Consider the following 26,614-nt stretch of genomic DNA (forward strand, 5'->3'; position numbering starts at 1 on the left):
CCCGGGAGGCGAAGTCGGCTGTCTTCAGACAAAATATCGAATCACTATCTCAACATTGAGCCGACCCTTATTATATTGGTGCACCAACAACATACAGAAGGCCAGTGTTATCAACGGAAGAAGCCGCTTTTTCTCTTCACTTAAGAAATACCAGCCACCTCCCAACAGCATCACAGCCAGAATGGCCCAATGGCCAACCTCGTGCTCCTGCGGCATGGTGTGGAACAGCACCACAAAACAACCCACAATATTGAACAGAATCCAGAGTGGCGAGAGCATCCCGATACTGCCCAGTATTGGAAACCTGATCAATGCTCCACCGGTCCATGTTTTTGGCTGGATATCGGACGACAAATGCAGCGCAATCCCCATTGCCAGACCGCCTGCAACGAAGGGCAGATCAAGCATCAAGGGCAATACCGCCAGAAGGCACGAATGAGTAATTCCTGAACGGTGACTCAGCCCTGGTAAAGCCAGATCAATATCCGGCAATCGAATACCGGCAATCAGTCCACTCAGGAACAGCAGTGCTGATTCAAACCGGACGATGGCCTGAAAATAATCGGGAAAATAATGCCGCCCTGCCAGAACAGAAGCCGCCAGCAGACAACCCGCTAACGGAGAAGTGATGTGTCGCATACAACCGGAACAACTAAAGATATGAGGGTGAAACCAGTCTAGTACATGATTTCGATGAGTCTCATAGTCAACCCAATGGCAGGTAAGTGGTATTTTTCAGCTTCTCCATAGCAAAGGAAGAGGTCACTTCACTGAGTCCAGTCACACTGTTTACCAGTCGCTTATAGAATACGTCAAAGGCTGCCATATCCCTGACCAGCACTTTCATCATATAGTCGTACTCTCCTGCCATCCGGAAGAACTCAATCACTTCGGCAAAGTCACTGACTTCCGAGACAAAAGCCTCATACCATTCATTGCTGTGATTTTGGGTTTTGATATTCACAAAAGCAGTGAGGTGTAAACCCAGTTTTTCACTGTCCAGCAGCGCCACCCGCTGAGTGATATAGCCCTCTTCTTCCAGCCTTTTCAACCGCTTCCAGCAGGGTGAGACGGTTAACCCTACCCTGTCGGCAATATCAGCCACTGGAATGGATGCATCCCGCTGAAGGCAGTCAAGAATCAGTTTATCCTTTTTATCAAGCATAATAGAGAATTATTTTTCCCAAAACTTTTTAAATCATGACGACTTTGACAACATTTTTCCAGCTTTGTCATTTAAACTTTTCATCATAGGTAATAATTAGCAACAACTGTTTTTCAGCCATTGAACGTATTACGAGGATGTTGGCATGAGCACAAAGACCCGGGTCAGCCTTTTGTTTGTTACTGTCTGCTTCATTTGGGGGACGACATGGCTGGCTATGGAACTGGCTGTTGCTACTATTCCGCCCATTACCGCTACCGGCATTCGTTTTGCTGTTGCAGCACCCCTGATTCTTCTGCTGGCCAGATTGAAAGGCGTTACGATCTGGTTCCCAAAGAATAAAAGTCTGGAGTTTTTCCTGATCAGTCTGTTTTACTTTGCCATCCCCTTTACCCTGATGATTTTTGGCGAACAATATATTTCATCGGGACTGGCGTCTATCATCTTCGCCAATATGCCGGTCGTCGTTCTGATCTTTTCGGTATTACTCCAGCGCCATAAGGTGGCTATGCACCAGCTGGCGGGTCTGGTCATAGCCCTGGGCAGCCTGGTGACTATTATTGGTAACGAAATGTCGGTCAACAGTAACGGCAGCCTGATGGGTGTGATTGCACTGGTCGTTGCCGTGCTCATGCATGCCCTGATTTACACCAGTGTCCAGACTCGTTGTGAGGGTATTCATGTGCTGACCTACAATGCCCTCCCCTGTCTGATGGCAGCGGTATTTCTGATGATTACGGGCTACTTCATGGAAACGCCGGATATAAACAGTTTCTCGGCGCTCTCACTCAGCGCAGTGATCTATCTGGGTTCCGTAGCAGGGATTGGCGGCATTATGGCTTACTTCCAGTTAAACAAACTGGCCAGCCCATTCCAGGCTTCCATCTGTTTTCTGATCTTCCCGGTGATTGCACTCTGTCTGGACAGCCTGTTGAACGGAACAATGCTCAGCCATGAGTCTCTGTTCCTGACTCTATTCCTGATGCTCGGTGTATTTTTGACCAAATTGCCAGAAAAAACTTTCAGAAAAAACAAGATCTTGTTCAAAAGAAGCTAATGCTTTTTACCGTCATAAAAAACCGGGCTATTCACCCGGTTTTTTATGACTGATTCAATGCTCGTGACCACCGGGTCCATGTACATGACCATGATCCAGCTCTTCTTCTGTCGCATCACGAACTTCAACCACCTCAACGGCAAAGTTCAGGTCTTCCCCTGCCAGATGATGGTTGGCATCAATCACAACTTCATCGCCTTCAATGGCCGTAATGGTGACAATGCGTGGGCCGATAGCGGTATCTGCATGGAACTGCATACCTACTTCTACGTCGTGTTCACCAAACTGGGCACGGGGAATGGGCTGCACCAGACTTTCATCGTATTCGCCATAGGCTTGCGCAGCTTCTACAGAGACGTCCAGCTTGTCACCCGCCGTTTTTCCTTCCAGAGCACTTTCCAGACCGGCGATAATATTACCCGCACCGTGCAGATAGGCCAGAGGGTCATGACCTTCGGAACTGTCCAGAACTTCACCCCCGGCATTTTTCAGGGTGTAGTGGATCAGCGCGACTGTTTTGTCGGTAATGTTCATGAATTGAAATTCTCTGGAATGAATGAAAATGAAAGAACAGAATACCTGTCTGTCTGAAAAACGAACAGTTCTTTTTCCGGTTAAAATCACCCTCTATTCAGACATCATCCCGGAACGTGCTGACTCTGCCAACTCAAGGTGAAGCTGTGCCCTGTTTTCTCCCTCTTTGCCTGCCTGTTGCAACAACTCAACCGCTCTGGCCGGATTGGAAACCTTACCTTCAACACCGTAAAGGTAGCGTATACCGAGCTGGTAGAGTTCGTCCGGCCTGACATCGTGTAATCCTTTGTGTTTCATTCGCTTTTCCAGAGCATGAATACTCTTTTCAACCCTGGCAGTAGGATGTATGAAAATCTTCCGACCGTTTTCTATTCTGTTAGCCAGAATAGTTTTTGCTACTCTCCCTTTGACTCCCTCTCCCTGTGCAGCTATTCCCTCAAGCTGGTTCAGGGCTTTGTAGAAAGCAGAAGGTTTATGAACATGGGTCAACAAATCTCCGGCTTCAGCCAGCAACGCATAAGGCTCCCGTTCTTCACAGAGTTGCTTCTGAAGCGCTATCGCTGCAGGGTATTTTTTCCTGGCAGCAAGCGATAACCTGCGGGCCGACTCAATACTCCGATGCTCTTTCTCGTCCTCGCTCATCTGATCCGGCCTGATGGCATGGAGCCCGTCTCTTAAAACGACACTTGCATAGTAATTCAGTCTGGGATCTTCCGGCTTCTTCTTGAGTGCTTCTGCCAACACTTCATAAGCTTCTTTGATCAGCCCTGCCTGCGAAGCGGAAAGAGCCAAAGCTACAGGATCAATCTGTGAGCGGAAGGGCTGTTTCAGTATGGCTTGGGCCAGAGGCGGGGTAACAGGCCACTGAAGGCTCCTGAATAACAGGATGCCCCGACCAGCTGTACCCGGATACTGAAAAAATAATCCAGCTAATGTTTTCAAATAGCTGAAGGACAGTTGATCCCCACCCTTCGACCTCTCTATCCAGGGTTGAAGCTGCAACGTTTTCAGCAGACGCTCAGCCCGATCAGATCCGACCTGTCGACAATAGCTCTCCAGTGTTGAGAGAGCCTGCAGATCGCCCATATTGATCTTATGTATAAAATCTTTGTCGTCTGTTAAAGCATCACCCCAACAGACACCGGTGTAATGATGCAGCAAAACCGGAAGAGAGAGCTTTTCGCCCCGAACAGCCTCTTGCGGTGCTTTCATGATCGGAATGGGGTAACTCAATGGACCAATACCCAGTGAAATACAGAGCTGTCCGTCGGCCACATTCATACCCTTGAACGAAGCCCAACCGGCTGCACCGATCAGACCACTTCTGAACCATTGATCCCATGAAGACCATTGTGTCCAGGCGGATTTATCCACATCCTTTTCATCCAGATCGAAAGAGAGAAACTCGGCTGTTTTCAGGTCCACCAGCCCCTTCTCCACCTTTACTTTGACTGACGCCTTCAGCTTTCTGCCCTTAAGAAAACCTGTGGGTATGTTTTGTCGGATAGCTTGGGGAAGCTGCTCGAAATCCTCGATAAGGTCATCACCACTCAAAAAAACATCGTTGAGACAAACGTATCCAGTGCCTTCTTCATCCAGCTTTGTAGTCAGGTTTCCAACCTTGACAGAGCCGGCTCTGACGCCATCGATACTGATATTTCCCGGAGTGACTGCCGTAATCGCTGAAGATTGCCTTAAATCCCCTTCTTTGAACTTCGTATTAGAGACCTCACACTGATCCACAGCCACATTGCCCCTGACTGGAACAGAAAACTTGCTGGCCTGAGTCTTAACGGTCACCAGCCCCTCACCTGATAAGTGTGTTTTACCGACACTGAACTTGAGTTCAGCATCTCCTTTTTCACTGTCTTTGAGATGAGCAGAGAGCTTCTGTATCTGCCCACCCAGGTTTTGGGGCAGCTCAATGCGGGTATCACGCCAATGAATCGAGGATGGCTGGCCATGGGTATCAACGATCAGCCGGTTTGTTTCAATTTCGGTTTGAACCTGCCCCTGATGCAGAGCCCTTGCAAGCTTTAAATCTTCACCTCTGACATCAGCATGACAATTAACACTGTTACCAGAATCCGCTCCCAGCTTCTGATTGAGCCTCAGCCCGGCTGAAAAGGTTTTTGCACGACCGCTAAAATCTGTTGCACCTCCATCCAGTTTGCCCTCCATATGAACCTTATTCAGATCCAGATGCGCTTGTGCTGCTCCGCTATTTTCCAGCTCCAGATGGCCTGCATCGAGTTCCAGATCGAAATCTCCAGACCCACTTTGAACTTTTTCTTTTGATAACTGCGCCTTCAACTGCAGATTAAGGTCGCTGGCTCTGGCCCTGAGACCGGAGGACTGTTTTTCCAGTTCAGAGACCCAGTCAAAATCTTCCTCTTTATCAGAGGTTATTAAATCCATAGGCTTGAGCTTTTTCTCGCGGGCAATACCATACAGGGCATCCGAAAGCCCTCCTGTATCCACTTCCATGGTTTTCACACTGACGGCCAGCCTTCTCTCCGTCTCACCCTGTGTGCACTCAAAAGGCTTGAGTTCACTAGCCACCTTAAGTCCTTCCATCCTGCTCAGTGGCAGAGGCAGACCTTTTCTGGCTATCTCAAGATCATGAACCATCAGATCAAATGGATGCTCGAGCAGAGAAAACATCTTGCTGATGCTTTCTTTCACCCCGATACTTAACCCCCCTGTAAATGCAAACAGGGCTGCCGGGTCCGGTTCATCCAGAGAAGCCTTTATTTTTCCAATGGTGACCCCTGTCCGGTTAAGCTCGAAGAAGGTGCCTTTCTGCCTGCGAATACGGTGAAGTGCCCTGAAAAAGCCTGCAATGCCCTTTCCACTAATATAGGCATTAATTCCTGCTACCACTCTGCCCTGAATACTGACATCCATATCCTTGATTTTGATATCCATCTTAAGGGGAGGCTGACCGGGCACATCAACATTAACAGAGCCCTTAACATCCAGGGTAATTTTGGGGTAGGTCTGGCCCGTGTCCGAATCCAAGAGCTCCACTTTGTGGACCCTTAACTCAACATGCTTCAAAGTGGCTTTGCCACCTCCCAGTGACAGTTCGTCCAGATGAACAGTATGATCCTTTAACTCTCCTCTATGCATAGCTTTGAAAGATCGCAACAGCCTGAGGTAACTACGAATCTCATTATCCCTGGCCACTCTTGCCTGCTTTTTCTGTTTACGCAACAGCATCTGCTTTTTTTTCAGAATCCGGCGTTCATCAAGCGTTTTCTTTAAAGGCTTGCTGTGTATCGCCTCCCTGACCCTTTTCAACTGTTTGTTCAGTTGTCTGACGACGGCCGCCCTGCGAAAGCTGACTTTTGACCGAACTTTTTTCAAGTCCAGCACCCAGATTATGACCGTAGCCAATAGTCTCTCGAACACGCTTGATCTAATTTTTGGCAGGGCGGGAAAGGCTGCTTCCGAGGTTGCAGGTATATCATCAATCTGAATCAGTGGCTGGGCATCGACCACTCTGGGGTGTCGGGAATCCAGACTTTGAGGAGCAGTGTGCCACCCTTCCTGCGGGAACGTTAATCCTTCCTCTCCATCCGCAACAGAAACATCTCGAAAGCCTGATGAAACGGTGTTTTTTGATGAAGGCTCATCCGGCAAATGAGGAGGTACAGGTGGCAACACAGAACCGGATGATGACACTTTGGATGGCATGACTTCCTTCCATGAAGTTGTTACTGTTTCAGCTTAGCCAAAATCACTGCCAACAGCTCAAGAGTGCCATTGACCTGTTCTCTAATGCTTTACTCTTCACGGCAACCAGTATGGGAGTCATCCTTTTGACAAATCAACGATGTGCCTGGTGCACAGAAGACCCGGACTACATTCGATATCATGATGAAGAGTGGGGCATTCCCTGTCACGACGATCAGAAGCTGTTCGAATTTCTGATTCTGGAAGGGGCCCAGGCTGGTCTCAGCTGGATCACCATACTCAAACGCCGGGAGGGCTACCGCAGAGCATTTGCAGGCTTTGATCCGACAGCCGTCGCCCAATTCACCGGGCAAGATGTAGAAAGACTGCTCCAGGATGAAGGTATTGTCAGAAACCGGCTGAAAGTAAACAGTGCCATCAACAACGCCCGGGCCTTTCTGAACATTCAGGAAGAGTTTGGCAGCTTTAATCAATATATCTGGTCCTTTGTGAATCACACTCCAATCCGGAACCAGTGGAAAACCATGTCTGAGGTGCCGGTCACCACCCCGGAATCCAATGCCATGAGTAAAGACCTGAAAAAAAGAGGTTTTTCATTCGTAGGCAGCACTATCTGTTATGCCTACATGCAGGCTATGGGGATGGTGAATGATCATTTGGTGGGCTGTCCTTCGTACTCCTCACCACTGTTGGTGTCGGTTGAAGCAAAAGATGCTTCAACCGACAAGAGTGAATATCTGACGTAAGGTTAATATTTCTTTTATAGTCTGCAATTCATTCTTCTGAAATATCCATCATTAAGTACTCAACCATACGAAATCATATTTTCTGACTTATTGTTCAGGCACTCGCGGCAACTGCTCCTGCGTTGCTCTAGCTCCTGCATCCATGCAGTCGTGATGCGTTGCAACTCTGGTCACATAGCTCGCTATGTTCCCGTCGTTGCGCCTTGCAGAGCACCTGCCCAATAAGCCAGAAATATTCGATTCCGTATGGCTGAGTATTTAGTCCCAGTATGAAGAGTTTTTATTTTTTCTTCTGGCAAGGTGACTGAATGGCACCATCCGTTTATGTAATATACCGAACGCGATCAACATACTGTCACGCATGAAATAATAAATCACATGGCTAGCACAGGGAAAACTCAAAACGTTCGTCCCAACCTCCGGCCTCTGTGCGCCGAGAGTAGGACTTTCAGCAAGAAGTTGTATAGTTTTTCGGAGTTCGGAAATGTATTTTTTTGACTGTTCAATTCCCCATTGAGCTATTGTGTAGCGCCGGATTTCGATCAAGTCAGATTGAGCGTCGGGAGTTAAGAGATAGATTGCATCAGTCATGTTGTCCTGATTCCAGCTCATCAAAAAATGCATCTCCATCCGCCAGCTTGCCTGCTGCTATATCAGCTTCAGCCTGAGCAGCCTTTAACTGCAACATTTTCAACTTGAGTTCTTCGATGTCTTTGTAATCATCTGCTGAAATAACCACAGCAACGGGCTTACCATTCTTACTGATTTGGACCGGGCGACTCTGTGCCTTTAGCAACATGTCACCAAAATTTGTTTTCGCTTCATTAGCGGTTAGAGCTTCCATTGCATTGATTCTCCCAGTTTCGTTCGATTCGTTCAATATAATCGAATCAGCCTATTTCCGCAAAAATATGGAAAATTAAATTTCTGCTCGTCATCTTCGAAAGTCAACCCAAAAGCCCGTATCACCTTCGAAAAACCGTAACCAGAGTCTTGCTTTGGTCGGTTCCATCGGATAAAACAACGTAGTTCATACTGCTGCTTGGGTGTCCCCAGACCTCCACCGGGCATGAATCACACTCCAATCCGGAACCAGTGGAAAACCATGTCTGAGGTGCCTGTCACCACCCCGGAATCCAATGCCATGAGTAAAGACCTGAAAAAAGAGGTTTTTCATTCGTAGGCAGCACTATCTGTTATACCTACATGCAAGCTATGGGGATGGTGAATGATCATTTGGTGGGCTGTCCTTCGTACTCCTCATCAGTTTCCTTGTCAGACAAACCATAAAGTGGTTTTTGCGGCAACGGCTCTGCACAAACGGTGACTTTCAAGGATATGCAGGATTAGAGGGATTGCCTGAAACCCGTTCAAATGCCAACTGGTTGATTGCCGCCAGTCGTTTTGTGGCGTTTTTCTTTTGAAAGTCGAGATCGATATCAATCTCCCCAACCAGATCACTGAGCTTCCGAGCAAGCTCCGGGGAAAACGGCTTCAGTGTTCGGGGGTGGTTTTTCATATCCCGCTCAAGAAAATCCAGGAAGCCTGCTATTACAGGGTCTCTTTTGTCACTCTGGCACTTAAAAAGCAGGACGCTGCCATCGGAGCGAATCTCATACTGAAGCTTTTCCTGCTTGTTTAATTCCAGCGCCTTTCTGACCGAGGCCGGAATAATCGTCTGAGAACTATTCAGCTCTGGCATATATTCTGCACATAGCTTTGCAACATAACCTGTTGAACCAAAAACTCATCAGGATGCCCCCGGATAGCGCAGAGAGCGAACAATAACAGTGCAAATTTCCAGAATACTTCCCGACTTCCGCCCACTTTTATTCTGTTATAAATTCCTGGGCTTTATTATGGCGTATTTAATCGCTTACTCAGGAGAAACTTCAGCCGCCCTGAACGATGCCGAAGCGGTCAACACATCCGGTTTGCAACGGATGCTGTCTCAGCGAGTCGCTAAAAGCTACCTGATGATCGGAGCCGACATTAACTCAGAAGACGCCAGAGAGCAGCTCGATAAAAGCATTACGCTGTTTGAAAATAACTTTCAGGCTTTATCAGATTATGCGCCCAACGGTGCAATCAAACATCAGCTGAATGTGGTTGCGAAAGACTGGGAAACTTACAAAAAAATGGCACTGTCAGAACCCGACAGAGAAGCTGCAGCTGACCTCATTCAAAAGGCTCTGAGGGTATTCAACAGCAGCAATGACCTGGTTACATTGATTGAAAAGCACTCTGCCACCAGCAAAGCCAGACTGGTCAATGTTTCAGGTCGACAGCGCGCGCTCAGCCAGAGAATAGCTATGTATTACCAGGCTCTGGCCTGGGGCGTCAGTGGCAGTATCTATGAGAAAGGTTTTGAGGAATCCATGGCTCTGTTTGAAAGCTCACTGAATGAACTCGACCAGTCCCCCGTGAATACCCCTGAAATCAAAAAGCTGCTCTCCAAGGTTAAAGCTCAATGGTTTTTTTCCAAATCAGGGTTTACGCAATATAAACAGGGACGCTATATGCCTACAGCCATCTCTGTGACCACAGAATCCATTCTCAAGAAAATGCAGGTGTTGACCCAAAAGTACGAACAGGTCATGGTCAATGATCAGGGGCTAGCCAGCAGTTAGTCCCCGGCTTCCTCAGCGGTATCACGCTACATACCTGTGAAACGCAAGCTGATCTCGGCAAGACCGTCATTATAAAAACCTCCCCAACTCAACACCGTCCTGGTGGCTGCGGGAGGTTTCTGGCTGCAAGGCTATACCCTCTCGCTTTGTCCTTTTCCTGCTTACAGCACGTGTTTATGAACTTCCCCTGTTTCTTCTTGTCAAATTTAAGTAAGCAATTAACGGAGTGACTTATGATTCCATCTAATTCAACTAAACCACCTTTATTGGTTACTGGTTCTGGCAAACCGACAACAGCGCCGGATCAGCCAGAAACGGCCAGAGCTACGGCTGTTGACGCCCAAAAAACATCTGGCCTTGATAATCCAACATCCCATGGTGCAGCCAGGCCATTGTCTTCATATTCTATTGAGTCTTCAGACGATGAATCTGAAGACAGTGATGAAGATTTTTCAAAACGGCTGGACGAATATCTTGAAGGCAGCAAAAGCGGAATTTTAAAACTGTTTTCGGATGAACGTGAATGGGTTGATATGGACAAAAACGTTCAAGCACTCAGGCTTGTTAATAGTTTATTCCTTGTTCATGTTCCTGATCAGGGTCGGGCCTACAAAGCCTGGTATATTTCCGGGATGGATTTGCATAATATATTCAAGCCAGAGTTACGAGATATACTCGGGGTGAACAGCCGCTTAGAAGCTGAAGCTTCTGACGACAGAGTAAAAACCTGGAAAGAATTCGTGCAAGAAACGCCTGGAACCAGCTATTTGTGTGGCCCTAATGCTGACGATAAAGTACGGGATTTTTTTGATGTTGACCCAGTTAATGTCACTAAAACCAAAAAAGGGCCAGTTACCGTCACATTTGATATTGCTACCAGAAGTTTTCGGTAAATGACATGAAGATCATCGACAATAGAGCCCAGTCAGGGAAAGGCAAAACACCTTTCCCTTCGGCTCCGTCAGGCTTCAATACCCACAATCAGCCAGGGAGCATCGGGCTCTTTCAAGCTACGTTGCAGATGCCAGATATCGGTAATATCTTCTTCAACACCTTCAACGGTATCGCGATATTTACCGGTGAAGCGCACGCTGATCTCGGCAACAGTGTCGTTGTAATCAGCTCTGCCCAACTCAGCGTCCACAAAGATCACTTCGGTGTGCTGATCGCCACCCAAAGTGGCTCTTTCCGCTTTTAACTGTAAAAACAGTTCAGGGTCCAGATACTCACGTATGATGTCCAGATCGTTTTTATTCCATGCTTCCTGAAGCGTGCGGTAATGGTCTCTGGCACCATTCATGAATGCACTCAGGTTAAAGCCTTCTGGCAGATTCATCGGGACATCACTGGTTCCAAAACCGGTTTGAGGCAAGCTTGTTTGGTCAGCCTGACCGAAGTCATCTTCGCGCTGTTCCCTGTTCTGGCCAAACAGCTGATCTAACGAAGGGGAAGGCTTATTCTGGCCTGACTGTTCCGGGGTGAAGTGAGCATGATTGCCACCATGACCCGCTGCCGTAGCTTTGGCACGGTTCATACTGCGGAACACCTTGAAGAGCACAAAAGCCAGCAAAGCGATAATCAGAATATCCATCATCTGCAGACCAGTGAAAGCACCGCCGAACAGAGAGGCAATCAGCCCACCCGCCAGCAGGCCACCCAACAACCCGCCCAGCATGCCCTTGCGGGAGCCTTGAGCAGCTGTCTGTTTGCTACCCTGCTGAGGTGCTGCAGTCGGCTGTTTGGGAGCGGGAGCCGTGTTATAAGAACGGCCGAAGCTCTTGCCTCCTCCAAACTTTTTAGCATCGGCTACTGGTACGTTGAAGACGAAGCTGAAGGCCATGATGATGGCCATAAAAGAAGCAAATCGTTTTATCATGAATCCGAGAGTCTCTTGTTTCCAATACCCATGGGCCTTAATCCTATGGAGAGCCAGATTTATTGCAAGTCATTCCATAAAAAAACCGCATTAATCAATGAAATAAGTTAGGTACTTAAATCAGGTCTCAATTCATTCAGCCTGAGGAGATCTCTTTGTTTCTCCACAAAGCTCCTCGGAGGACTGTAGAGGGTTCAGTATACCATTGGAGGCACTGATTGTCGGTTTAGTCCGGCGCCCCGTTACCCGAAGGTGGGGGCGCAGATCCATCGGTTGGCGGTATCGGCATCTGGAGTCTCCTGACTCTTTCACTTCCGTTAGCTTTATAGTCCGTGGCAGTGGGACTGTTAATTAATTTTTCTAATAATAACCGAGTTTTGATCACCAGCCCTTGACCTGACCTCTCAGTGCTTTTGTCTGGCCTCGCTGATGCTTTCGATCCATGCGTTTTTTCTGTGAAGAACGGGTGGGTTTGGTGGCCTTTCTTTTTTTAGTCACCGCTGTCGCTTTTTGAATCAGGCCCAGTAACCGATTCAGAGCATCTTCACGATTTTTCTCCTGAGTTCTGAAGGACTGCGCCTTGATAACAATGACGCCCTCAGAAGAAATCCTCTGATCACTGAAAGCCAGCAGCTGTTCTTTATAAAAGTCCGGAAGGGAAGAAGCCCTGATATCAAACCTTAAATGGACCGCCGAAGAGACTTTATTAACGTTCTGCCCCCCAGCCCCCTGAGCACGGATAAAATTAAACTCAATCTCATCCGAAGGAATGGTAACGGCATTGGAAATCTTCAGCATAGAATTCAGTTTCTATCCTGAACAAGCACCCACGGGCGCACAACTACCGCCCATAAATCCGCTTTTTGTTCATGCCAATTCCTCGCCTGATCATCACTGACCGGTCCCAGTTTCCTGTCATTCAACCAGATTTCTACCGTCGCTTTATCATCAATGGAGATACTGTGAGCGACGGCAACAATATCCAGATCGGGAGCCACCGCCAGCAGGTGGCCGGAAGCAAAGTAGCGCTGGAGATCTTCCCAGGCAATTTTTGCGGTTTCCAGGTTGAGTTTGGCTTTGTTCAGCTCATTGGGGTCTACAGAATCACTCATTAACAATCTGTCTGTCTGATAAAGGTTAATAAAGGCAGAGACTAACACATCCATGGTTTTTTCAGCCAGTCAGGTCTCAGGAGGGCTCAAGCTTCTTCAGTCCTGTATGTCTAAAGATCCGGAGTCTCCCGAACCGGAGATAACTTTCCATTTTTTGAACCAAATCAAACTTTGCTGGTCCAATAATTAAGAGATTTAAAAAAAAAATCAGACTATGGATGGAGTAAATCATGATAACAGGGATAGCCAATACTACCGCCTCAAACTTCTCCAGTTGGACCCTTCCGGAAACAAATGTTTCCGCGCCTGCTTCCACTCCAGATTTGAGCAACACTACAGCCGGGTCTGATGGACCCTCAAGTCGCTCTGTACACCTACGACAGATCACTTCTACTGCTGACCAGCATAGTGAATGGATATCCCATGTTCAGGGTGCAATAAGTAGAATTGATATTCCAGTTGGTAATAAATCTTTGCGAGAAAAAGTAGAAAATGCCAATCATGATCTTGAAAGGATGAGTCCGATCCATCCCGGGAAGGATGAAGAACTCTATTCGCAGTCATTGCAAGAACTGATCTGCTGCCTTGTCGAGGAGCCTATATATCCTGAAAATATTTCCGTTCTTCAAACGCTGGCTGATTTGGGGCTGGGACTTGAAGGCATGTCGATGAATTGTGAAATAGAGATCCCCCCCCGGTTATTAGAACAGTTCTTGAGTAACACACACCATAAAGAAGTGCTGAAAATTCTTGACAAACATGCCAAAAAAATAATCTTTATGGCTGATCCGGGCTATATGGAAGTATTGAAAAAATACCTCACCCGCTGGCAGATTCAGGAGACTGCCCGGGAGCTTATGCATCTGCTGGCAAAAAGTTGCAATCTTCTGAGATACATCAATCCATCTCTACGGTTTTCCGATCTTTCAGCAACGTATCTGATAGCAGCTATTTTCGATTCGCTGGGCATCAGGCATGGAAACCCTCAGGCGTCACAGGATTTCTGCCAGAGCATCAACTCTGCACTTGGCTCAGAGTTTTTTATATTTCAGCTTTCTATGCTGGAAGTGAATGTACAAAGGCATGAAAAACTGATCCTGGAAGAACTGAAAAAGCTGGATGATACGGAGCGGGAACAGCTTCTGGTATCCAGCTTTATACTAGGCCAGTGGGAGCTGTTCAGGCGGTTGCTGGCCGACTCTTCTCCGACAATTCTTAATCGGGAGTTTAATAACGGCGGGAATATTCTTCACCTTATGGTGACAGCACTGCAGAGCGTGAACTCTTTCGATGGGATATGCAGCTATTCCTGTCTGGAAGCTTATCCCCCCCGCTATGACCAGTTGTTTCAATATCTGCCCGCCGAGACTCTGGCCAATCAACGGGACAACAGCGGCGCAACTCCGCTGTTGCTTTTATACCGACATCACCGCGAGCAGTTAGCATCAGTGCCCATATCCAAAGCGGAAGACCGTCAACTGGCCAAAGCCCGGCGCAGCGCTCTGATCAAGATAACCGCTTCTGCTCACCTCATTGATTGTATGCAGGATCATTTAGACGGAAAATTCCCGTTCAATGTCAACTGGTTTTTTGAGTTCCTGCAACTCTTTAAATCCCTGCCGTCATCTACCTTTAAGGCCGATCGCTTAGGTTCTTCTGACTATTCATACAAAGGACACTTGTTACACAAACCCTTGCCCAGTGCAACCAGGTTACTACAGCCTGTTATCAATTATTTTCACCTTCACCCTGACGTTTTGCGGGATGAGCAGCAGACACTGGAATTAATGAGGTTAATACATCAGAACGGGTTGCCGGTTGAATTTTCTGCGCAGGTGCTCCGGGCTGCCAGCGAGGACATACAAAAAAAACTACTTGAGCACCTGTCAGCAGCACCTGATGATCGCAATTCACTCTTTATTGAACGAAACTACGACGTAGCCCAGAGGAGACGTTTCTACCCATGGCATCTGATTGGCCTTGGGGTTGGCGGCGGGTGTGCGCCTGATCCAGACAGATTTTATTGTCAGGGGTTTCGCCATGCGGTTGCTGAATTTGACAGGGAACACCCAAAAGAGACGGTTCCACGAATTCCCGGGCTTTGGGAAGCAGAGCTACTCAACGTCAACTGCAGGAGTATTATAACTTACGGTCGCAGCCTGGCTTTTCCATCCAAAGAGGTACCTGAGGGGTATCGCCGTTTCAAGTTCCTGAAACAGCAACATTGCTGCACAGAAAACTGGCATGATTTTGTCCGCGAGCAGCCACAGCTGGAATTTTTTCGAACCCATAAGGATAAGCTGGGCCTTGAAAGCGCCCTGCTTAAACCACGGGGCATTTATCGTCTGAACGATGCCCTGGACAAGCTCAAAGCCTGTCGATTAACTGAAGAAACCCTGGCAAGCATTGCCCTGGAGCCTGATGGTTCGGCACTGCTACAGGTCTTTGATGATGAAAAAGATACCTGCCTGTATCACCACTATCCTTATGAAGCTGGAAAGGTGGACGGCCTCTCAGTGCAGGCATCCTTTGATGGCCTGAGACTATTTGCCAGAGATGCGGGTCGTCTCTGGCATCACAATTTTCAGGCACCGGATACACTAACTTCGTTCCATAATACCGCTAATGGCAGACGCTGGGTACCAACACCCTTTTTTGGAACTCAGAGTGTTCCCGGCACGATGGGAGAGTGGAATGCCCAGCATTACCCAAACGTAGCACCTGCACCGGTGGGGATGAGAGACTGGGCTGATATCCGCTCGTTTGCCGAGCAAACCTCCTACAGCTTTGGTTTGCCAAAACTCTACCTTATAACCGATCGTGAGGGGATGGGCGAATTGCGGATCACTGAGCTTGGGAAAGTCTTTTACGGACTGGTGATTAACTGGCTCAGGGTGCGCCATGACACTGACAGTCTCGATTACAAAAACACCGTGCAGATGAACCAGTTGCAGGATGAGCTGGTGACCATTGCCGCTGACCTGTTTGCTAGTGCTTACCAAATGGACACGGAGGCCATGAAAGCAAGGATATGCCAGAAATTCCCGGCAGAGTCGCTGAGCCGGGCTGCACTTGAGTGCGGTTACTGGTGTGACCCGGAACTCCGCTATGTAAAGGATATCAAATCAGGCCGTTTTCCTGATGAGGTTTATCCGGATCATCCGCGTCAGAGCTTTAGCCCTGGTCGATTAAATCCAGACACAAAGAACCTGACCGATCTGGGAATTCGGCGCTCATCCAGAGCCAAAGGGCCAAATCTGGGTGTTGACACCGGCACCCTGCCAATGCCCCATCTCGACAGTTTGTTCTGGTTTGCACTTTATACGGGGTGGCAACAGCAGGAGCCATCCCGGCAGAGTGTTTCAAGATAACCATCCTGTTGATGGCCTTTTTTATACCCATCGAACATTCCATTTTTTGAACCAAATCAACCTTTGCTGGTCTAAAAATAAAGACGCTACAAAAAATTCAAGTTATTGATGGAGTAAATTATGTTGTCACGGATGACCCATACTATCGCCTCAAACTTGTCCGGTTGGACCGTTCCGGAAACAAATGTTTCTGCCACTGTTTCTGCAGGTTTGAGCAACGTAACAGCCGGGTCTAATGGACCCTCAAGTCGCCCTGTACACCTGCGACAAATCACTTCTACTGCTGACCAGCATCGTGAATGGATATCCCATGTTCAGAATGCAATAGGCAAAATAGATATTCCAATAGGTAATAAATTATTGCGAGACAAGGTAGAAGATGCCCATCATGATCTTGAGACGATGAGTCCGATTCATCCAGGGGAGGATGAAAAACTCTATCCGCAGTCATTACAAGAACTGATCAACTGCCTTGCCATGGAACCTAAATTTCCTGAAAATATTTCCGTTCTGAAAACGCTGGCGGATTTGGGGTTGGGTCTTGAAGGCATCTCGATGTCTTTTAAAATAAACACCTCCCCCCGATTATTAGAACAACTCCTGAACAACACAGACCATGATGCAGTACTGAAAATTCTTGCCGAAGATGCCAAAAATATAATCTTTATGCCGGATTCGGGCTATATGGAAATATTGGAAAAATACCTGACCCGGACGCAGATAGAGAAGGCTGCCAGAGAGCTTATGCTTAGGCCGAGAATGTTCTGCTTAATAGTCACAAAAATTAATCGATCTCTACAGTTTTCCGATCTTTCAGCAAGCTATCTGATAACAGCTATTTTCGAATCGCTGGGCATCAGGCATGGCAACCCCGGAGCATCAGGGGATTTCTGCCAGAGTATCACCACTGCACTGAATTCAGAGTATTTTATATCTCAGCTTTCTATGCTGGAAGTGAATGTACAAAGGCATGAAAAACTGATCCTGGAAGAACTGAAAAAGCTGGATGATAAGGAGCGGGAACAGCTTCTGGTATCAACCTTTATATTAGGCCAGTGGGAACTGTTCAGGCGATTGCTGGCAGACTCCTCTCCGACAATTCTTATTCGGGAGTTTAATAACGGCGGGAATATTCTTCACCTTATGGTGACAGCACTGCAGAGCGTGGGCTCTTACAAGGAGGTATGCAGATATGACTGTCTGGAAGCTTATCCCCCCCGCTATGACCAGTTGTTTCAATATCTGCCCGCCGAGACTCTGGCCAATCAACGGGACAACAGCGGCGCAACTCCACTGTTGCTTTTATACCGACATCACCGCGAGCAGTTAGCATCAGCGCCCATATCCAAAGCGGAAGACCGTCAACTGGCCAGAGCCCAGCGCAGCGCTCTGATCAAGCTAACTGCTTCTGCTCATCTCATTGGTTGTATGCAGTATCATTTAGACGGAAAATTCCCGTTGAATGTCAACTGGTTTTTTGAGTTCCTGCAACTCTTCAAATCCCTGCCGTCATCTACTTTTAAGGCCGTCCGCTTAAGTTCTTTTAAGTATTCATATAATGGAGAGTTGTCACACAACCCCTTGCCCGGTGCAACCAGGTTACTACAGCCTGTTATCAATTATTTTCAGCATCACCCGGACGTTTTAAGGGATGAGCAGCAGACACTGGAATTAATGAGGTTAATGCATCAGAACGGGTTGCCGGTTGAATTTTCTGCGCAGGTGCTCCGGGCTGCCACTGCGGGCATGCAAAAAAAACTACTTGAGCACCTGTCAGCAACACCTGATGATCGCGATTCACTCTTTATTGAACGAAACTACGACTTAATCCATATAAGGCCACGTTTCTATCCATGGCATCTGATTGGCCTTGGGGTGGGTGGCGGGTGCGCACCTGATCCTGACAGATATTATTGTCAGGCTTTTCGCCATGCGGTTGCTGAATTTGACAGGAAACGCCCAAAAGAGACGGTTCCGCGAATACCCGGGCTTTGGGAAGCAGAGTTAGTCAACTGCAGGAGTAGTATTATAACTTACGGTCGCAGTCTGGCTTTTCCATCCAAAGACGTACCTCAGGGGTATCGCCGTTTCAAGTTCCTGAAACAGCAACATTGCTCCACAGAAGACTGGCATGATTTTGTCCGCGAGCAGCCACAGCTGGATTTTTTTCGAACCCATAAAGATAAGCTCGGCCTTGAAAGCGCTCTGCTGAAACCAAGAGGCATCTATCGTCTGTTTGATGCCCTGAATAAGTTCAAAGCCTGTGGATTACGTGAAGAAACCCTGGCAACCATTGCCCTGGAGCCTGATGGTTCGGCACTGCTGCAAGTCTTTGACGATGAAAAAAATACCCAACTGTATCACCACTATCCCTATGAAACCGGAGACGTGACCGGTCTCTCGATGCAGGCATCCTTTGATGGCCTCAGACTCTTTGCCAGAGACGCAGGTCGTCTCTGGCATCACAATTTTCAGGCACCGGATACACTAACTTCATTCCATAATTCTGCTGATGGCAGATGCTGGGTACCAACAGCCTTTTTTGGAGCCCAGGGTGTTCCCGGCACGATGGGAGAGTGGAATGCCCAGCATTACCCAAACGTAGCACCTGCTCCGGTGGGGATGAGGGACTGGGCGGATGTCCGCTCATTTGCTGAGCAAACCTCCTACAATTTTGGTTTGGCAAAGCTCTACTTCATAACTGATCGTGAGAGACAGGGCGAATTGCGGATCACTGAGCTTGGGAAAGCCTTTTACGGGCTGGTGATTAACTGGCTCAGGGTGCGCCATGACACCGACAGTCTGGATTGCAAAAACCCCGTGCAAATGAACCAGTTGCAGGATGAGCTGGTGACCATTGCCGCTGACCTGTTTGCCAGTGCGTACAAAATGGATACGGAGGCCATGAAAGCAAGGATATGCCAGGAATTCCCGGCAGAGTCGCTGAGCCGGGCTGCACTTGAGTGTGGTTACTGGTGTGACCCGAAACTCCGCTATGTAGAGGATATCAAATCAGGCCGTTTTCCTGATGAGGTTTATCCGGATCATCCGGATCAGAGCTTTAACCCAGGCCTATTAGGTCCAAAAACAGAGAACCTGACCGATCTGGGAATTCGGCGCTCATCCAGAGCCAAAGGGCCAAATCTGGGTATTAACAGCGGCACCCTGCCAATGCCCCATCTCGACAGTTTGTTCTGGTTTGCACTTTATACGGGTTGGCAACAGCAGGAGCCATCCCGGCAGAGTGTTTCAAGATAGTCATCCTGTTAATGGCCTTTTTATATCAATCGAACTTTCTATTTTTTGAACCAAATCAACCTTTGCTGGTCTAGAAACCAAGACGTTACAAAAAAATCAATTTATTGATGGAGTGAATCATGTTGCCACGGGCGACCGATACCACCACCTCAAACTTGTCCAGCTGGACCGTTCCGGGGACAAATACTTCCCCCCCTGTTTTCACTACAGGTTTGAGCAACAAAACAGCCGGGGCTGACGGGCCCTCTTCTGGTCGCTCCATACACTTGCGACAGATCACTTCTACTTCTGGCCAGCGTCATGAATGGGTAACCCATGTTCACAATGCATTAAGAAATATTGATATTCCACTTGATAACAGGTTTTTGCGAGAGCTGGTAGAAAATGCCCAACAGGATCTTGACAGGGTGAGTAAGAACAATTCCACAGAGGATGAAAAATTCTATTCGCCGCACTTGCTAAAACTGATCTTCAACCTTGCTTGCCGACCCACCCTTCCTGAAAATATTTCCGTTCTACAGACGCTGGCTGATTTGGGGTTGGGACTCCCGGATGAGTCGGTGGGTAATGAAATACGGATACCGCCGCAATTATTAAAACAACTCTTTGATAACACACACCGTGAAGCAGTACTGGGAATTCTTGGCGAGCACGCCAAAACAATGATGTTTAGGGCTGATCCGGGCTTTATGGAAATATTGGAACACTACCTGAGCCCGTTACAACTTCGGCGGGCTGCCCGTGAGCTTCTGAATTATCTGGCAAGAGATTGCCATTTTCTGGCGGAACTCAACCAATTTCTTCGACTTTCCGATGGTTCGGCACCGTACCTGATAAAAGCTATTTTCAACTCACCGGGCATCAGGCATGGCAACCCTCAAACGTCGCAGGATTTCTGCCAGACAATCACCACTGCAATGGCTTCAGAGGCTTTTATTTTCCAGCTTTGTTTGCTGGAAGTTAATGCCCAAAGGCATGAAAAACTGATCCTGGAAGCACTGGAAAAGCTGGACGAGAGGGGGCGGGAGCGCATGCTGGCATGTGCTTTTATATTAGGCCAGTGGGAACTGTTTAAGCGCTTGCTGTCGGGCTCATCAGCCGCAATTCTAAGCCAGACGTTTGCTAACGGCAGTAACATTCTACACCTTATGGCGACAGCCATTCCGAGCTTAAAATCTGGCCTCAGCATACGCAGCTATCGCTGTCTGAATACTTATACTCCCCGCTATGACAAGTTGTTTCAATATCTGCCCGCGGAGACTCTGGCCAACCAACGGGACAACAAGGGCGCAACTCCGCTGTTGCTTTTGTACCGTCATCAATGCCCGCAATTAGCGTCGGCGGCCATGTCCGGAGCGGAAGACCGTCAGCTGGCCAGAGCCCGCCGCAGCGCTCTGATCAAGCTAACCCATTCAGGTCATCTCATTGATTGTATGCAGGATCATTTAGACGGAAAATTCCCTTTGAATGTCAACTGGTTTTTTGAGTTCCTTCTGCTTCACAGATACCTGCCAGCATCCACCAATAGAGCAATCAGCTTACGCTCTACTGAGTATTCATTGTACGAACAGCTAATAGACAAACCCCGGCCCCATGCAAGAGAGTTACTTCAGTCAGTTATCAACTATTTTGAACTTCACCCTGACACTTTAAGGGATGAGCAGCAAACACTGGAACTGATAAAGTTAATACACCGGATCGGATTGCCGGTTGAATATTCTGCGCAGGTGCTCCGGTTTACCACTGGGGACATGCAAAAAAAACTCCTTGGGCACCTGTCGGCAACAGCTGATGATCGCAACTCACTGTTTATTGAACGACGCTACGATGTATCTTATGACGGGAAACCTTATTACTATCCATGGCATCTGATTGGCCTTGGTGTGGGTGGTGGGTGTGCACTTGATCCAGACATGTTTTACAGCGAACGTTTCTGCCATGAGGTCGCTGAATTTGGCAGAAAACATCCAAAGGAGTCTGTTCCGGAAATTTCCGGGCTTTGGGAAGCAGAGTTATTAATCAACAGCGGGTATATTGAAACTTACGGTCGCAGTCTGGCTTTTCCTTCTGCAGAGGTACCTCAGGGGTATCGCCGTTTCAAGTTCCTGAAACAACAACCTGGCTCCACAGAAGGCTGGCATGATTTTGTCCGCGAGCAGCCGCAACTGGATTTTTTTCGAACCCATAAGGATAAGCTTGGCCTCGAAAGCGCACTGCTGAAACCAAGAGGCATTTATCGTCTGTCCAATGCCCTGAATAAGTTCAAAGCCTGTGGATTACGTGAAGAAACCCTGGCAATCATTGCCCTGGAGCCCGATGGTTCGGCACTGCTACAGGTCTTTGATGATGAAAAAGATACCCACCTGTATCACCACTATCCTTATGAAGCTGGAAGAGTGGACGGCCTCTCAGTGCAGGCATCCTTTGATGGTCTCAGGCTGTTTGCCAGGGACGCGGGTCGTCTCTGGCAACACAATTTTCAGGCACCGGATACATTAAGCTCATTTCATAATGCTGCTGATGAAAGATGCTGGACCCCCACACCCTTTTTTGGAAACCAGTGTGTTCCCGGCACTCTGGGAGAGTGGAATGCCCAGGATTACCCAAACATAGCACCTGCCCCGGTGGGGATGAGGGACTGGGCTGATATCCGCTCATTTGCAGAGCAAACCTTCTCCAGCTTTGGTATGAAAAAAATCTATTGTGTAACTGATTGTGAGAGACAGGGCGAATTGCGGATTACTGAGCTTGGAAAAGCGTTTTATGGGCTGGTGATCAACTGGCTAAGAGCGCGCCATGACACCGACAATCTGGATTACAAAAACAGCGTGCAGATGAAGCAATTGCAGGGAGAACTGGTGACGATTGCCGCTGATCTGTTTGGTAGTGCATACAAAATGAGCACCGGAGCCATGAAAGCAAGGATATCTCAGGAATTCCCGGCAGAATCGCTGCGCCGGGCTGCACTTGAGTGTGGTTACTGGTGTGACCCGAAGCTCCGCTATGTAAAAGATATCAAATCAGGCCGTTTTCCCGTTGAGCTTTACCCAGATCATCCGAATCAAAGCTTTGACCGTGAACGATTGAACCCCGACAATGAAAACTTTACCGATCGGGGATTTATTCGCTCATCCGGGGCCAAAGGACCCAATTTAGGTATTGACACCGGCACCCTGCCATTGCCCCATCTGGACAGTTTGTTCTGGTTTGCTTTATATACAGGGTGGCGCCTGCAGGAACCATCCCGAGGGAGTGCTTCAAGACAATCACCCTGATAATGGCATTTTGTTGCGAGAGCAGATCAATAAACCGATCCTCTGAGTCTTAAGGCTGCTGACGTGTAGCAGAAACCACAATTTCACGCACACAGACATTTTGAGGCTGGCTGTAAACAAAGTTCACGCAGCTGGCGATGTCTTCTGGATGAATAACGCCACCCATGCTGTCTTTCCAGCTTTCATAACCTTCCCTGATATCACTGGACGTGGTGTGACTCAGCAGCTCGGTCTCTACTGCACCGGGAGCAAGGGTAATCACCCTTACATTGTCGTCTGCAACTTCTTCACGCAGGGTTTCTGACAAGCCATGAACCGCAAATTTGGTGCCACAGTAGGCCATATGATTAGGAAAGCCTTTGATACCAGCAATGGAACTCAGGTTAATAATGGTGCCACCCCTGCGCTTTTTCATTTTGCCAATAACAGCTCCAATACCATTAAGAACACCGTTCACGTTAACGCGGATCATTTGATCCCACTCGGCTGGATCTTGTTCATTCGCATTACCCAGCAACATCACACCTGCATTATTGACCAGACAATCAGTCTCACCGTAAACAGATTCCGCTTCATCCACTGCGGCATAAAAAGCTTCGCGATCAGTCACATCGACTTTTCTGCACAGCGTGTTGGGCAGGCCCAGAGCTTCCAGCTTTTCAATTCTTCTTGCCAGCAGTAACAGTGCATGGCCCTGGGCACTGAATTGACGGGCAATGGCTTCACCAATACCGGAACTGGCACCTGTAATTACTACCAATGGTTTTGTCATGGGAGGAATTCCTGTTAATACCAATCGAACTTAAATCGTACCTGGCATGAGTTCGTAACCAATCAGAATTGAGCGATACTCTACCTTCAGACTCACCTCTTGCAGAAATACCTTTTGGTTTGGACATCAATGAGTTTTTATTATCTACAGGGCTACCTGGATGCCCTGCAGCGAATATCAATGCCTGAAAAATGTTATGTGAGATCAAAACTTGTAAAAGAGTTTCAATTCCTGGCAAGAACTCCTGTATTATTTTTGTGCCTTGTCCGCCGCCTGAAGAATAGTTTCAGATGACTTAACCTGCCCGGGAACCTCCGTGAACCATAGCAATACACCCATTCTTTATTCTTTTCGTCGATGCCCTTACGCCATGCGTGCCAGACTGGCTCTGACTTACGCAGGTATTACCCTTGAGCACAGAGAGATATTACTGAAAAACAAACCTCAGGCGATGCTTAGTGTCTCACCAAAAGGCACTGTTCCTGTTTTGGTACTTCCTGAAGGCAGAGTCATTGATGAAAGTCTGGATATCATGCTCTGGGCACTGGCTGTCAATGATCCTGAAAACTGGTTACCTGAGAATCCTGATGACAGAGCTGAAATCGTGGCACTGATCCGCAAAAGTGATGTCGAGTTTAAGCCACGACTGGATCGCTATAAGTATGCCGATCGACACCCTGAGCATCCCATAGAATTTTACCGTACTCAGGGTGAAGAGTTTATAGCGCTTCTGGACAACAAACTCAGCAGTCAGAACGGATTAATGTCCGATAAAGTCACCCTGGCGGATATGGCAATTGCTCCTTTTATACGACAGTTTGCCCATGTAGACAGAAACTGGTTCTTTTCGACGCCTTACCGGGGAGTGCAACAATGGCTGAAGCGCTTTCTTGAATCCGGGCTGTTTTTGCAAATCATGGGCAAACACCCTTTATGGGAAAATTAACACTCAGAAATCTCCCTTCGAAATCAGAGACCATGGCAAAACTCCAACAACTCGTTCCCACGCCAGGACCCAAAGGGCCTGAAAGCATGGGAACCAGAGTTTTGCAACAGCCTCAATTGGCGGTGATTTACGCCGGATTTGCTAATTATCTGGTTAGTGACTTACAACTCGTCTTTATCCTCGGATGTATCAGTGGCCCGGGCAGCTATAGACTGAAAGGCGTCGCTGAGTTCCTGATATTTTTCCTCTAACTGTTCTGCAGTGGCTTCCGCATTGTCATCAAGCCAGGCAATGGCATCCTGAACGTTATTATCAAGAAGGCTCTTGTCTTCATCAGAGAGTTTACTTACCCAGCCGTTACTGTCATCCGTCAATTGGGCGCGTTGCGAATAAACAATTGATTCCAACTTGTTACGGGCCTCAACTCTTTTTTGTGTCTGCTGATCCTGCTCCGCGAATTTCTCGGCATCCTGAACCATTTTTTCAATTTCCTCTTCGCTCAGTCGGCCAGTATCTTTGTTAATAACGATATTGTTACTGCCACTGGATTTTTCCTCGGCCTTAACCGTCAATATGCTGTTCTCGTCCACAGAGAAAGTCACATCTATTTGAGGAGTGCCCCTGGGAGCAGGTGGAATACCGGTAAGATCAAACTTACCCAACAGGTGATTGTCCTTCGTCATAGGACGCTCCCCCTCGTAGACCTGGATAGTCACTGTGGTCTGGCTATCGCTGGCAGTGCTGAATATCTGGTGTTTCTTGGTGGGGATTACCGTATTGCGGGTCAGTATTTTTGCGAAAACCCCGCCTACTGTCTCAATCCCCAGGGAAAGTGGGATGACATCAAGCAGAAGTATGTCGCTGGTTGACTTATCCCCACTGAGCACCGCTCCCTGAACAGCAGCACCATAGGCGACGGCCTCATCCGGATTGATACTATGATTTAAAACTTTACCTTCAAAGAAATTGCTTAGCAGCTCCCGAACTTTAGGGATTCGGGTGGAGCCACCAACCAGAATAATCTCGTGGATATCCCCGCGCTCAAGTCCGGCATCTTCCAAAGCCTTCTTCACGGAAGTCAGTGTTTTTCGGAACAGGTCAATATTGATCTCTTCAAATTTCGCTCTGGACAGTGGCTCGCTGAAGTCCTTTTCATCTGCCAGTGACTCAACTTCAATCCGGGCCTGATGGGACGCTGACAAAGTGCGCTTGGCCTTCTCCACCTCACGGCGTAATTTTTGCTGAGCGCGTTTGTTATGGGTCAGATCAAGACCGTATTTACGTTTGGCAATTTTACTGAAGTGATTAACCAGTCGCTGGTCAAAGTCCTCCCCCCCAAGGTGAGTGTCGCCAGCAGTAGCCAGTACCTCAAACACACCGCCATCAATCGTCAGTATTGATACATCAAAAGTGCCACCACCAAGGTCAAATACCAGTATGTTTTCTTCACCCTTGAGCCTTGCATCCAAACCATAAGCCAGTGCCGCTGCCGTCGGTTCATTGATGATTCGCTCCACAGTCAACCCTGCTATTGTGCCAGCATCCTTGGTAGCCTGGCGCTGGGCGTCATTGAAATACGCAGGCACTGTGACAACCGCATGGGTGACCTTCTGCCCAAGATATTCTTCCGCAGTTGTTTTCATTTTGCTCAGGACCATCGCACTTAGCTCTTCCGGAGTAAATGAAAAATGTTCCTGCTGGGTCGTCATTTCCACCTTGGGCTGACCATTGACATTGACGACACTGAAAGGGAAGTGCTTAATATCTGCCTGCAATTGCGGGTCATCATAACTTCGACCAATAATGCGCTTGACATCAAACACCGTAAGCTCCGGATTTCTGGAAGCCTGGTTCTTCGCAGCGTCTCCAACAAGACGCTCATTTTCCGGCGTCCATGCGATAAACGATGGCGTTATTCTATTTCCCTGATCATTGGCGATGATTTCCGTTCGCCCATTGCGACGAATACCCACACAGGAGTAGGTGGTCCCCAGATCAATACCGATAATAACTCCTTTCTCTTCGCTAGCCTCTGATTGGGCAGAGGCAAAGATTATCAGAGCGCGAAATAGCATAGCCTTAATAAATGACTTTTGAATTAAACCCCACTCCAGCATGATCAGCACCTTTATTAACGGATTTGAAGTTAACAGTTACCCCAGGCAATCAATGG

At 47.9% G+C, this 26,614-nt stretch carries 20 protein-coding genes and 1 pseudogene; 9 read left to right on the plus strand and 12 right to left on the minus strand.

The window, feature by feature from the left end; translation table 11 throughout:
• Positions 1-24 precede the first annotated feature (24 nt).
• Positions 25-639, minus strand: a complete 615-nt coding sequence (locus ACO6V5_RS12165; protein ID WP_422132816.1) for a hypothetical protein — start codon at positions 637-639, stop codon at positions 25-27.
• A 67-nt stretch (positions 640-706) separates the two neighbouring features.
• Positions 707-1,165 (minus strand): Lrp/AsnC family transcriptional regulator, encoded by a 459-nt coding sequence (locus ACO6V5_RS12170; RefSeq protein WP_422132815.1) that lies wholly within the window; start codon positions 1,163-1,165, stop codon positions 707-709.
• A gap of 145 nt (positions 1,166-1,310) precedes the next feature.
• Between ACO6V5_RS12170 and ACO6V5_RS12175 the strand changes: the two genes are divergently transcribed.
• A complete protein-coding gene (locus ACO6V5_RS12175) occupies positions 1,311-2,222 on the plus strand; it encodes a DMT family transporter (protein ID WP_422132814.1) in 912 nt (303 codons plus the stop codon).
• 54 nt (positions 2,223-2,276) lie between these two features.
• On the opposite strand, the gene ACO6V5_RS12180 is transcribed toward ACO6V5_RS12175, so the two are convergent.
• Both ACO6V5_RS12180 and ACO6V5_RS12185 read right to left on the minus strand, forming a co-directional pair.
• Positions 2,277-2,756: an FKBP-type peptidyl-prolyl cis-trans isomerase gene (locus ACO6V5_RS12180; RefSeq protein WP_422132813.1), complete on the minus strand. Its 480-nt coding sequence runs from the start codon at positions 2,754-2,756 to the stop codon at positions 2,277-2,279.
• A 93-nt stretch (positions 2,757-2,849) separates the two neighbouring features.
• Complete coding sequence (locus ACO6V5_RS12185) at positions 2,850-6,455, minus strand: hypothetical protein (protein WP_422408824.1); 3,606 nt, start codon at positions 6,453-6,455, stop codon at positions 2,850-2,852.
• An 11-nt stretch (positions 6,456-6,466) separates the two neighbouring features.
• On the opposite strand from ACO6V5_RS12185, the gene ACO6V5_RS12190 reads away from it, so the two are divergent.
• A complete protein-coding gene (locus tag ACO6V5_RS12190; protein ID WP_422408822.1) occupies positions 6,467-7,201 on the plus strand; it encodes a DNA-3-methyladenine glycosylase I in 735 nt (244 codons plus the stop codon).
• A gap of 258 nt (positions 7,202-7,459) precedes the next feature.
• Here the strand turns inward: ACO6V5_RS12190 and ACO6V5_RS12195 are convergent, their stop codons facing one another.
• Positions 7,460-7,831: a type II toxin-antitoxin system RelE/ParE family toxin gene (locus ACO6V5_RS12195; RefSeq protein ID WP_422492114.1), complete on the minus strand. Its 372-nt coding sequence runs from the start codon at positions 7,829-7,831 to the stop codon at positions 7,460-7,462.
• The gene (locus ACO6V5_RS12200; RefSeq protein WP_422137380.1) at positions 7,785-8,045 is read right to left on the minus strand and encodes a type II toxin-antitoxin system Phd/YefM family antitoxin; all 261 of its coding nucleotides are present in this window, start codon (positions 8,043-8,045) and stop codon (positions 7,785-7,787) included. The genes ACO6V5_RS12195 and ACO6V5_RS12200 overlap by 47 nt, the downstream gene beginning before the upstream one ends.
• Before the next feature lie 261 nt (positions 8,046-8,306).
• Between ACO6V5_RS12200 and ACO6V5_RS12205 the strand changes: the two are divergent.
• Positions 8,307-8,491: pseudogene (locus ACO6V5_RS12205) on the plus strand (DNA-3-methyladenine glycosylase I).
• 40 nt (positions 8,492-8,531) lie between these two features.
• On the opposite strand, the gene ACO6V5_RS12210 reads toward ACO6V5_RS12205, so the two are convergent.
• Positions 8,532-8,903, minus strand: coding sequence for a type II toxin-antitoxin system PrlF family antitoxin (locus ACO6V5_RS12210; RefSeq protein ID WP_422408820.1), 372 nt, complete (start codon positions 8,901-8,903; stop codon positions 8,532-8,534).
• 157 nt (positions 8,904-9,060) lie between these two features.
• On the opposite strand from ACO6V5_RS12210, the gene ACO6V5_RS12215 reads away from it, so the two are divergent.
• Together ACO6V5_RS12215 and ACO6V5_RS12220 are read left to right on the plus strand one after the other, a co-directional pair.
• Entirely contained in the window at positions 9,061-9,831 is a 771-nt protein-coding gene (locus ACO6V5_RS12215; RefSeq protein WP_422132783.1) for a type IV pili methyl-accepting chemotaxis transducer N-terminal domain-containing protein, read from the plus strand.
• A gap of 233 nt (positions 9,832-10,064) precedes the next feature.
• Positions 10,065-10,724 carry a hypothetical protein gene (locus ACO6V5_RS12220; RefSeq protein ID WP_422408817.1) on the plus strand — a complete coding sequence of 220 codons (660 nt, stop codon included), beginning with the start codon at positions 10,065-10,067 and terminating at the stop codon, positions 10,722-10,724.
• A 68-nt stretch (positions 10,725-10,792) separates the two neighbouring features.
• On the opposite strand, the gene ACO6V5_RS12225 is transcribed toward ACO6V5_RS12220, so the two are convergent.
• The 3 genes from ACO6V5_RS12225 to ACO6V5_RS12235 all read right to left on the minus strand — a co-directional run bounded on the left by ACO6V5_RS12225 (position 10,793) and on the right by ACO6V5_RS12235 (position 12,873).
• Positions 10,793-11,707, minus strand: coding sequence for a Tim44 domain-containing protein (locus ACO6V5_RS12225; RefSeq protein ID WP_422137378.1), 915 nt, complete (start codon positions 11,705-11,707; stop codon positions 10,793-10,795).
• 381 nt (positions 11,708-12,088) lie between these two features.
• Positions 12,089-12,505, minus strand: a complete 417-nt coding sequence (gene arfB, locus ACO6V5_RS12230) for an alternative ribosome rescue aminoacyl-tRNA hydrolase ArfB (RefSeq protein ID WP_422132780.1) — start codon at positions 12,503-12,505, stop codon at positions 12,089-12,091.
• Between the two features lie 5 nt (positions 12,506-12,510).
• The gene (locus ACO6V5_RS12235) at positions 12,511-12,873 is read right to left on the minus strand and encodes a DUF2288 domain-containing protein (protein WP_422408815.1); all 363 of its coding nucleotides are present in this window, start codon (positions 12,871-12,873) and stop codon (positions 12,511-12,513) included.
• Positions 12,874-13,049: 176 nt separating this feature from the next.
• Here ACO6V5_RS12235 and ACO6V5_RS12240 point away from each other — a divergent pair, with 176 nt between their 5' ends.
• The 3 genes from ACO6V5_RS12240 to ACO6V5_RS12250 all read left to right on the plus strand — a co-directional run bounded on the left by ACO6V5_RS12240 (position 13,050) and on the right by ACO6V5_RS12250 (position 22,723).
• Positions 13,050-16,190, plus strand: a complete 3,141-nt coding sequence (locus ACO6V5_RS12240; RefSeq protein ID WP_422408813.1) for a hypothetical protein — start codon at positions 13,050-13,052, stop codon at positions 16,188-16,190.
• Between the two features lie 120 nt (positions 16,191-16,310).
• A complete protein-coding gene (locus ACO6V5_RS12245; protein ID WP_422408811.1) occupies positions 16,311-19,448 on the plus strand; it encodes a hypothetical protein in 3,138 nt (1,045 codons plus the stop codon).
• 119 nt (positions 19,449-19,567) lie between these two features.
• Positions 19,568-22,723, plus strand: coding sequence for a hypothetical protein (locus ACO6V5_RS12250; protein WP_422408809.1), 3,156 nt, complete (start codon positions 19,568-19,570; stop codon positions 22,721-22,723).
• Between the two features lie 49 nt (positions 22,724-22,772).
• On the opposite strand, the gene ACO6V5_RS12255 is transcribed toward ACO6V5_RS12250, so the two are convergent.
• Positions 22,773-23,495, minus strand: coding sequence for an SDR family oxidoreductase (locus tag ACO6V5_RS12255; RefSeq protein ID WP_422132775.1), 723 nt, complete (start codon positions 23,493-23,495; stop codon positions 22,773-22,775).
• 316 nt (positions 23,496-23,811) lie between these two features.
• On the opposite strand from ACO6V5_RS12255, the gene ACO6V5_RS12260 reads away from it, so the two are divergent.
• A complete protein-coding gene (locus ACO6V5_RS12260; protein WP_422408807.1) occupies positions 23,812-24,441 on the plus strand; it encodes a glutathione S-transferase in 630 nt (209 codons plus the stop codon).
• 161 nt (positions 24,442-24,602) lie between these two features.
• On the opposite strand, the gene dnaK is transcribed toward ACO6V5_RS12260, so the two are convergent.
• A complete protein-coding gene (dnaK, locus tag ACO6V5_RS12265) occupies positions 24,603-26,558 on the minus strand; it encodes a molecular chaperone DnaK (RefSeq protein WP_422132773.1) in 1,956 nt (651 codons plus the stop codon).
• Positions 26,559-26,614: the final 56 nt, after the last annotated feature.

The organism is Endozoicomonas sp. ALD068, assembly GCF_049310145.1.
In the GTDB taxonomy this organism is placed as follows: Bacteria; Pseudomonadota; Gammaproteobacteria; order Pseudomonadales; family Endozoicomonadaceae; genus Endozoicomonas_A.

Coding starts and splice junctions, on each gene's coding strand:
- ACO6V5_RS12165 (WP_422132816.1), bottom strand. CDS start 639: ATGCGACACATCACTTCTCCGTTAGCGGGTTGTCTGCTGGCGGCTTCT.
- ACO6V5_RS12170 (WP_422132815.1), bottom strand. CDS start 1,165: ATGCTTGATAAAAAGGATAAACTGATTCTTGACTGCCTTCAGCGGGAT.
- ACO6V5_RS12175 (WP_422132814.1), top strand. CDS start 1,311: ATGAGCACAAAGACCCGGGTCAGCCTTTTGTTTGTTACTGTCTGCTTC.
- ACO6V5_RS12180 (WP_422132813.1), bottom strand. CDS start 2,756: ATGAACATTACCGACAAAACAGTCGCGCTGATCCACTACACCCTGAAA.
- ACO6V5_RS12185 (WP_422408824.1), bottom strand. CDS start 6,455: ATGCCATCCAAAGTGTCATCATCCGGTTCTGTGTTGCCACCTGTACCT.
- ACO6V5_RS12190 (WP_422408822.1), top strand. CDS start 6,467: ATGAAGTTGTTACTGTTTCAGCTTAGCCAAAATCACTGCCAACAGCTC.
- ACO6V5_RS12195 (WP_422492114.1), bottom strand. CDS start 7,831: ATGGAGATGCATTTTTTGATGAGCTGGAATCAGGACAACATGACTGAT.
- ACO6V5_RS12200 (WP_422137380.1), bottom strand. CDS start 8,045: ATGGAAGCTCTAACCGCTAATGAAGCGAAAACAAATTTTGGTGACATG.
- ACO6V5_RS12210 (WP_422408820.1), bottom strand. CDS start 8,903: ATGCCAGAGCTGAATAGTTCTCAGACGATTATTCCGGCCTCGGTCAGA.
- ACO6V5_RS12215 (WP_422132783.1), top strand. CDS start 9,061: ATGGCGTATTTAATCGCTTACTCAGGAGAAACTTCAGCCGCCCTGAAC.
- ACO6V5_RS12220 (WP_422408817.1), top strand. CDS start 10,065: ATGATTCCATCTAATTCAACTAAACCACCTTTATTGGTTACTGGTTCT.
- ACO6V5_RS12225 (WP_422137378.1), bottom strand. CDS start 11,707: ATGATAAAACGATTTGCTTCTTTTATGGCCATCATCATGGCCTTCAGC.
- arfB (WP_422132780.1), bottom strand. CDS start 12,505: ATGCTGAAGATTTCCAATGCCGTTACCATTCCTTCGGATGAGATTGAG.
- ACO6V5_RS12235 (WP_422408815.1), bottom strand. CDS start 12,873: ATGGATGTGTTAGTCTCTGCCTTTATTAACCTTTATCAGACAGACAGA.
- ACO6V5_RS12240 (WP_422408813.1), top strand. CDS start 13,050: ATGATAACAGGGATAGCCAATACTACCGCCTCAAACTTCTCCAGTTGG.
- ACO6V5_RS12245 (WP_422408811.1), top strand. CDS start 16,311: ATGTTGTCACGGATGACCCATACTATCGCCTCAAACTTGTCCGGTTGG.
- ACO6V5_RS12250 (WP_422408809.1), top strand. CDS start 19,568: ATGTTGCCACGGGCGACCGATACCACCACCTCAAACTTGTCCAGCTGG.
- ACO6V5_RS12255 (WP_422132775.1), bottom strand. CDS start 23,495: ATGACAAAACCATTGGTAGTAATTACAGGTGCCAGTTCCGGTATTGGT.
- dnaK (WP_422132773.1), bottom strand. CDS start 26,558: ATGCTGGAGTGGGGTTTAATTCAAAAGTCATTTATTAAGGCTATGCTA.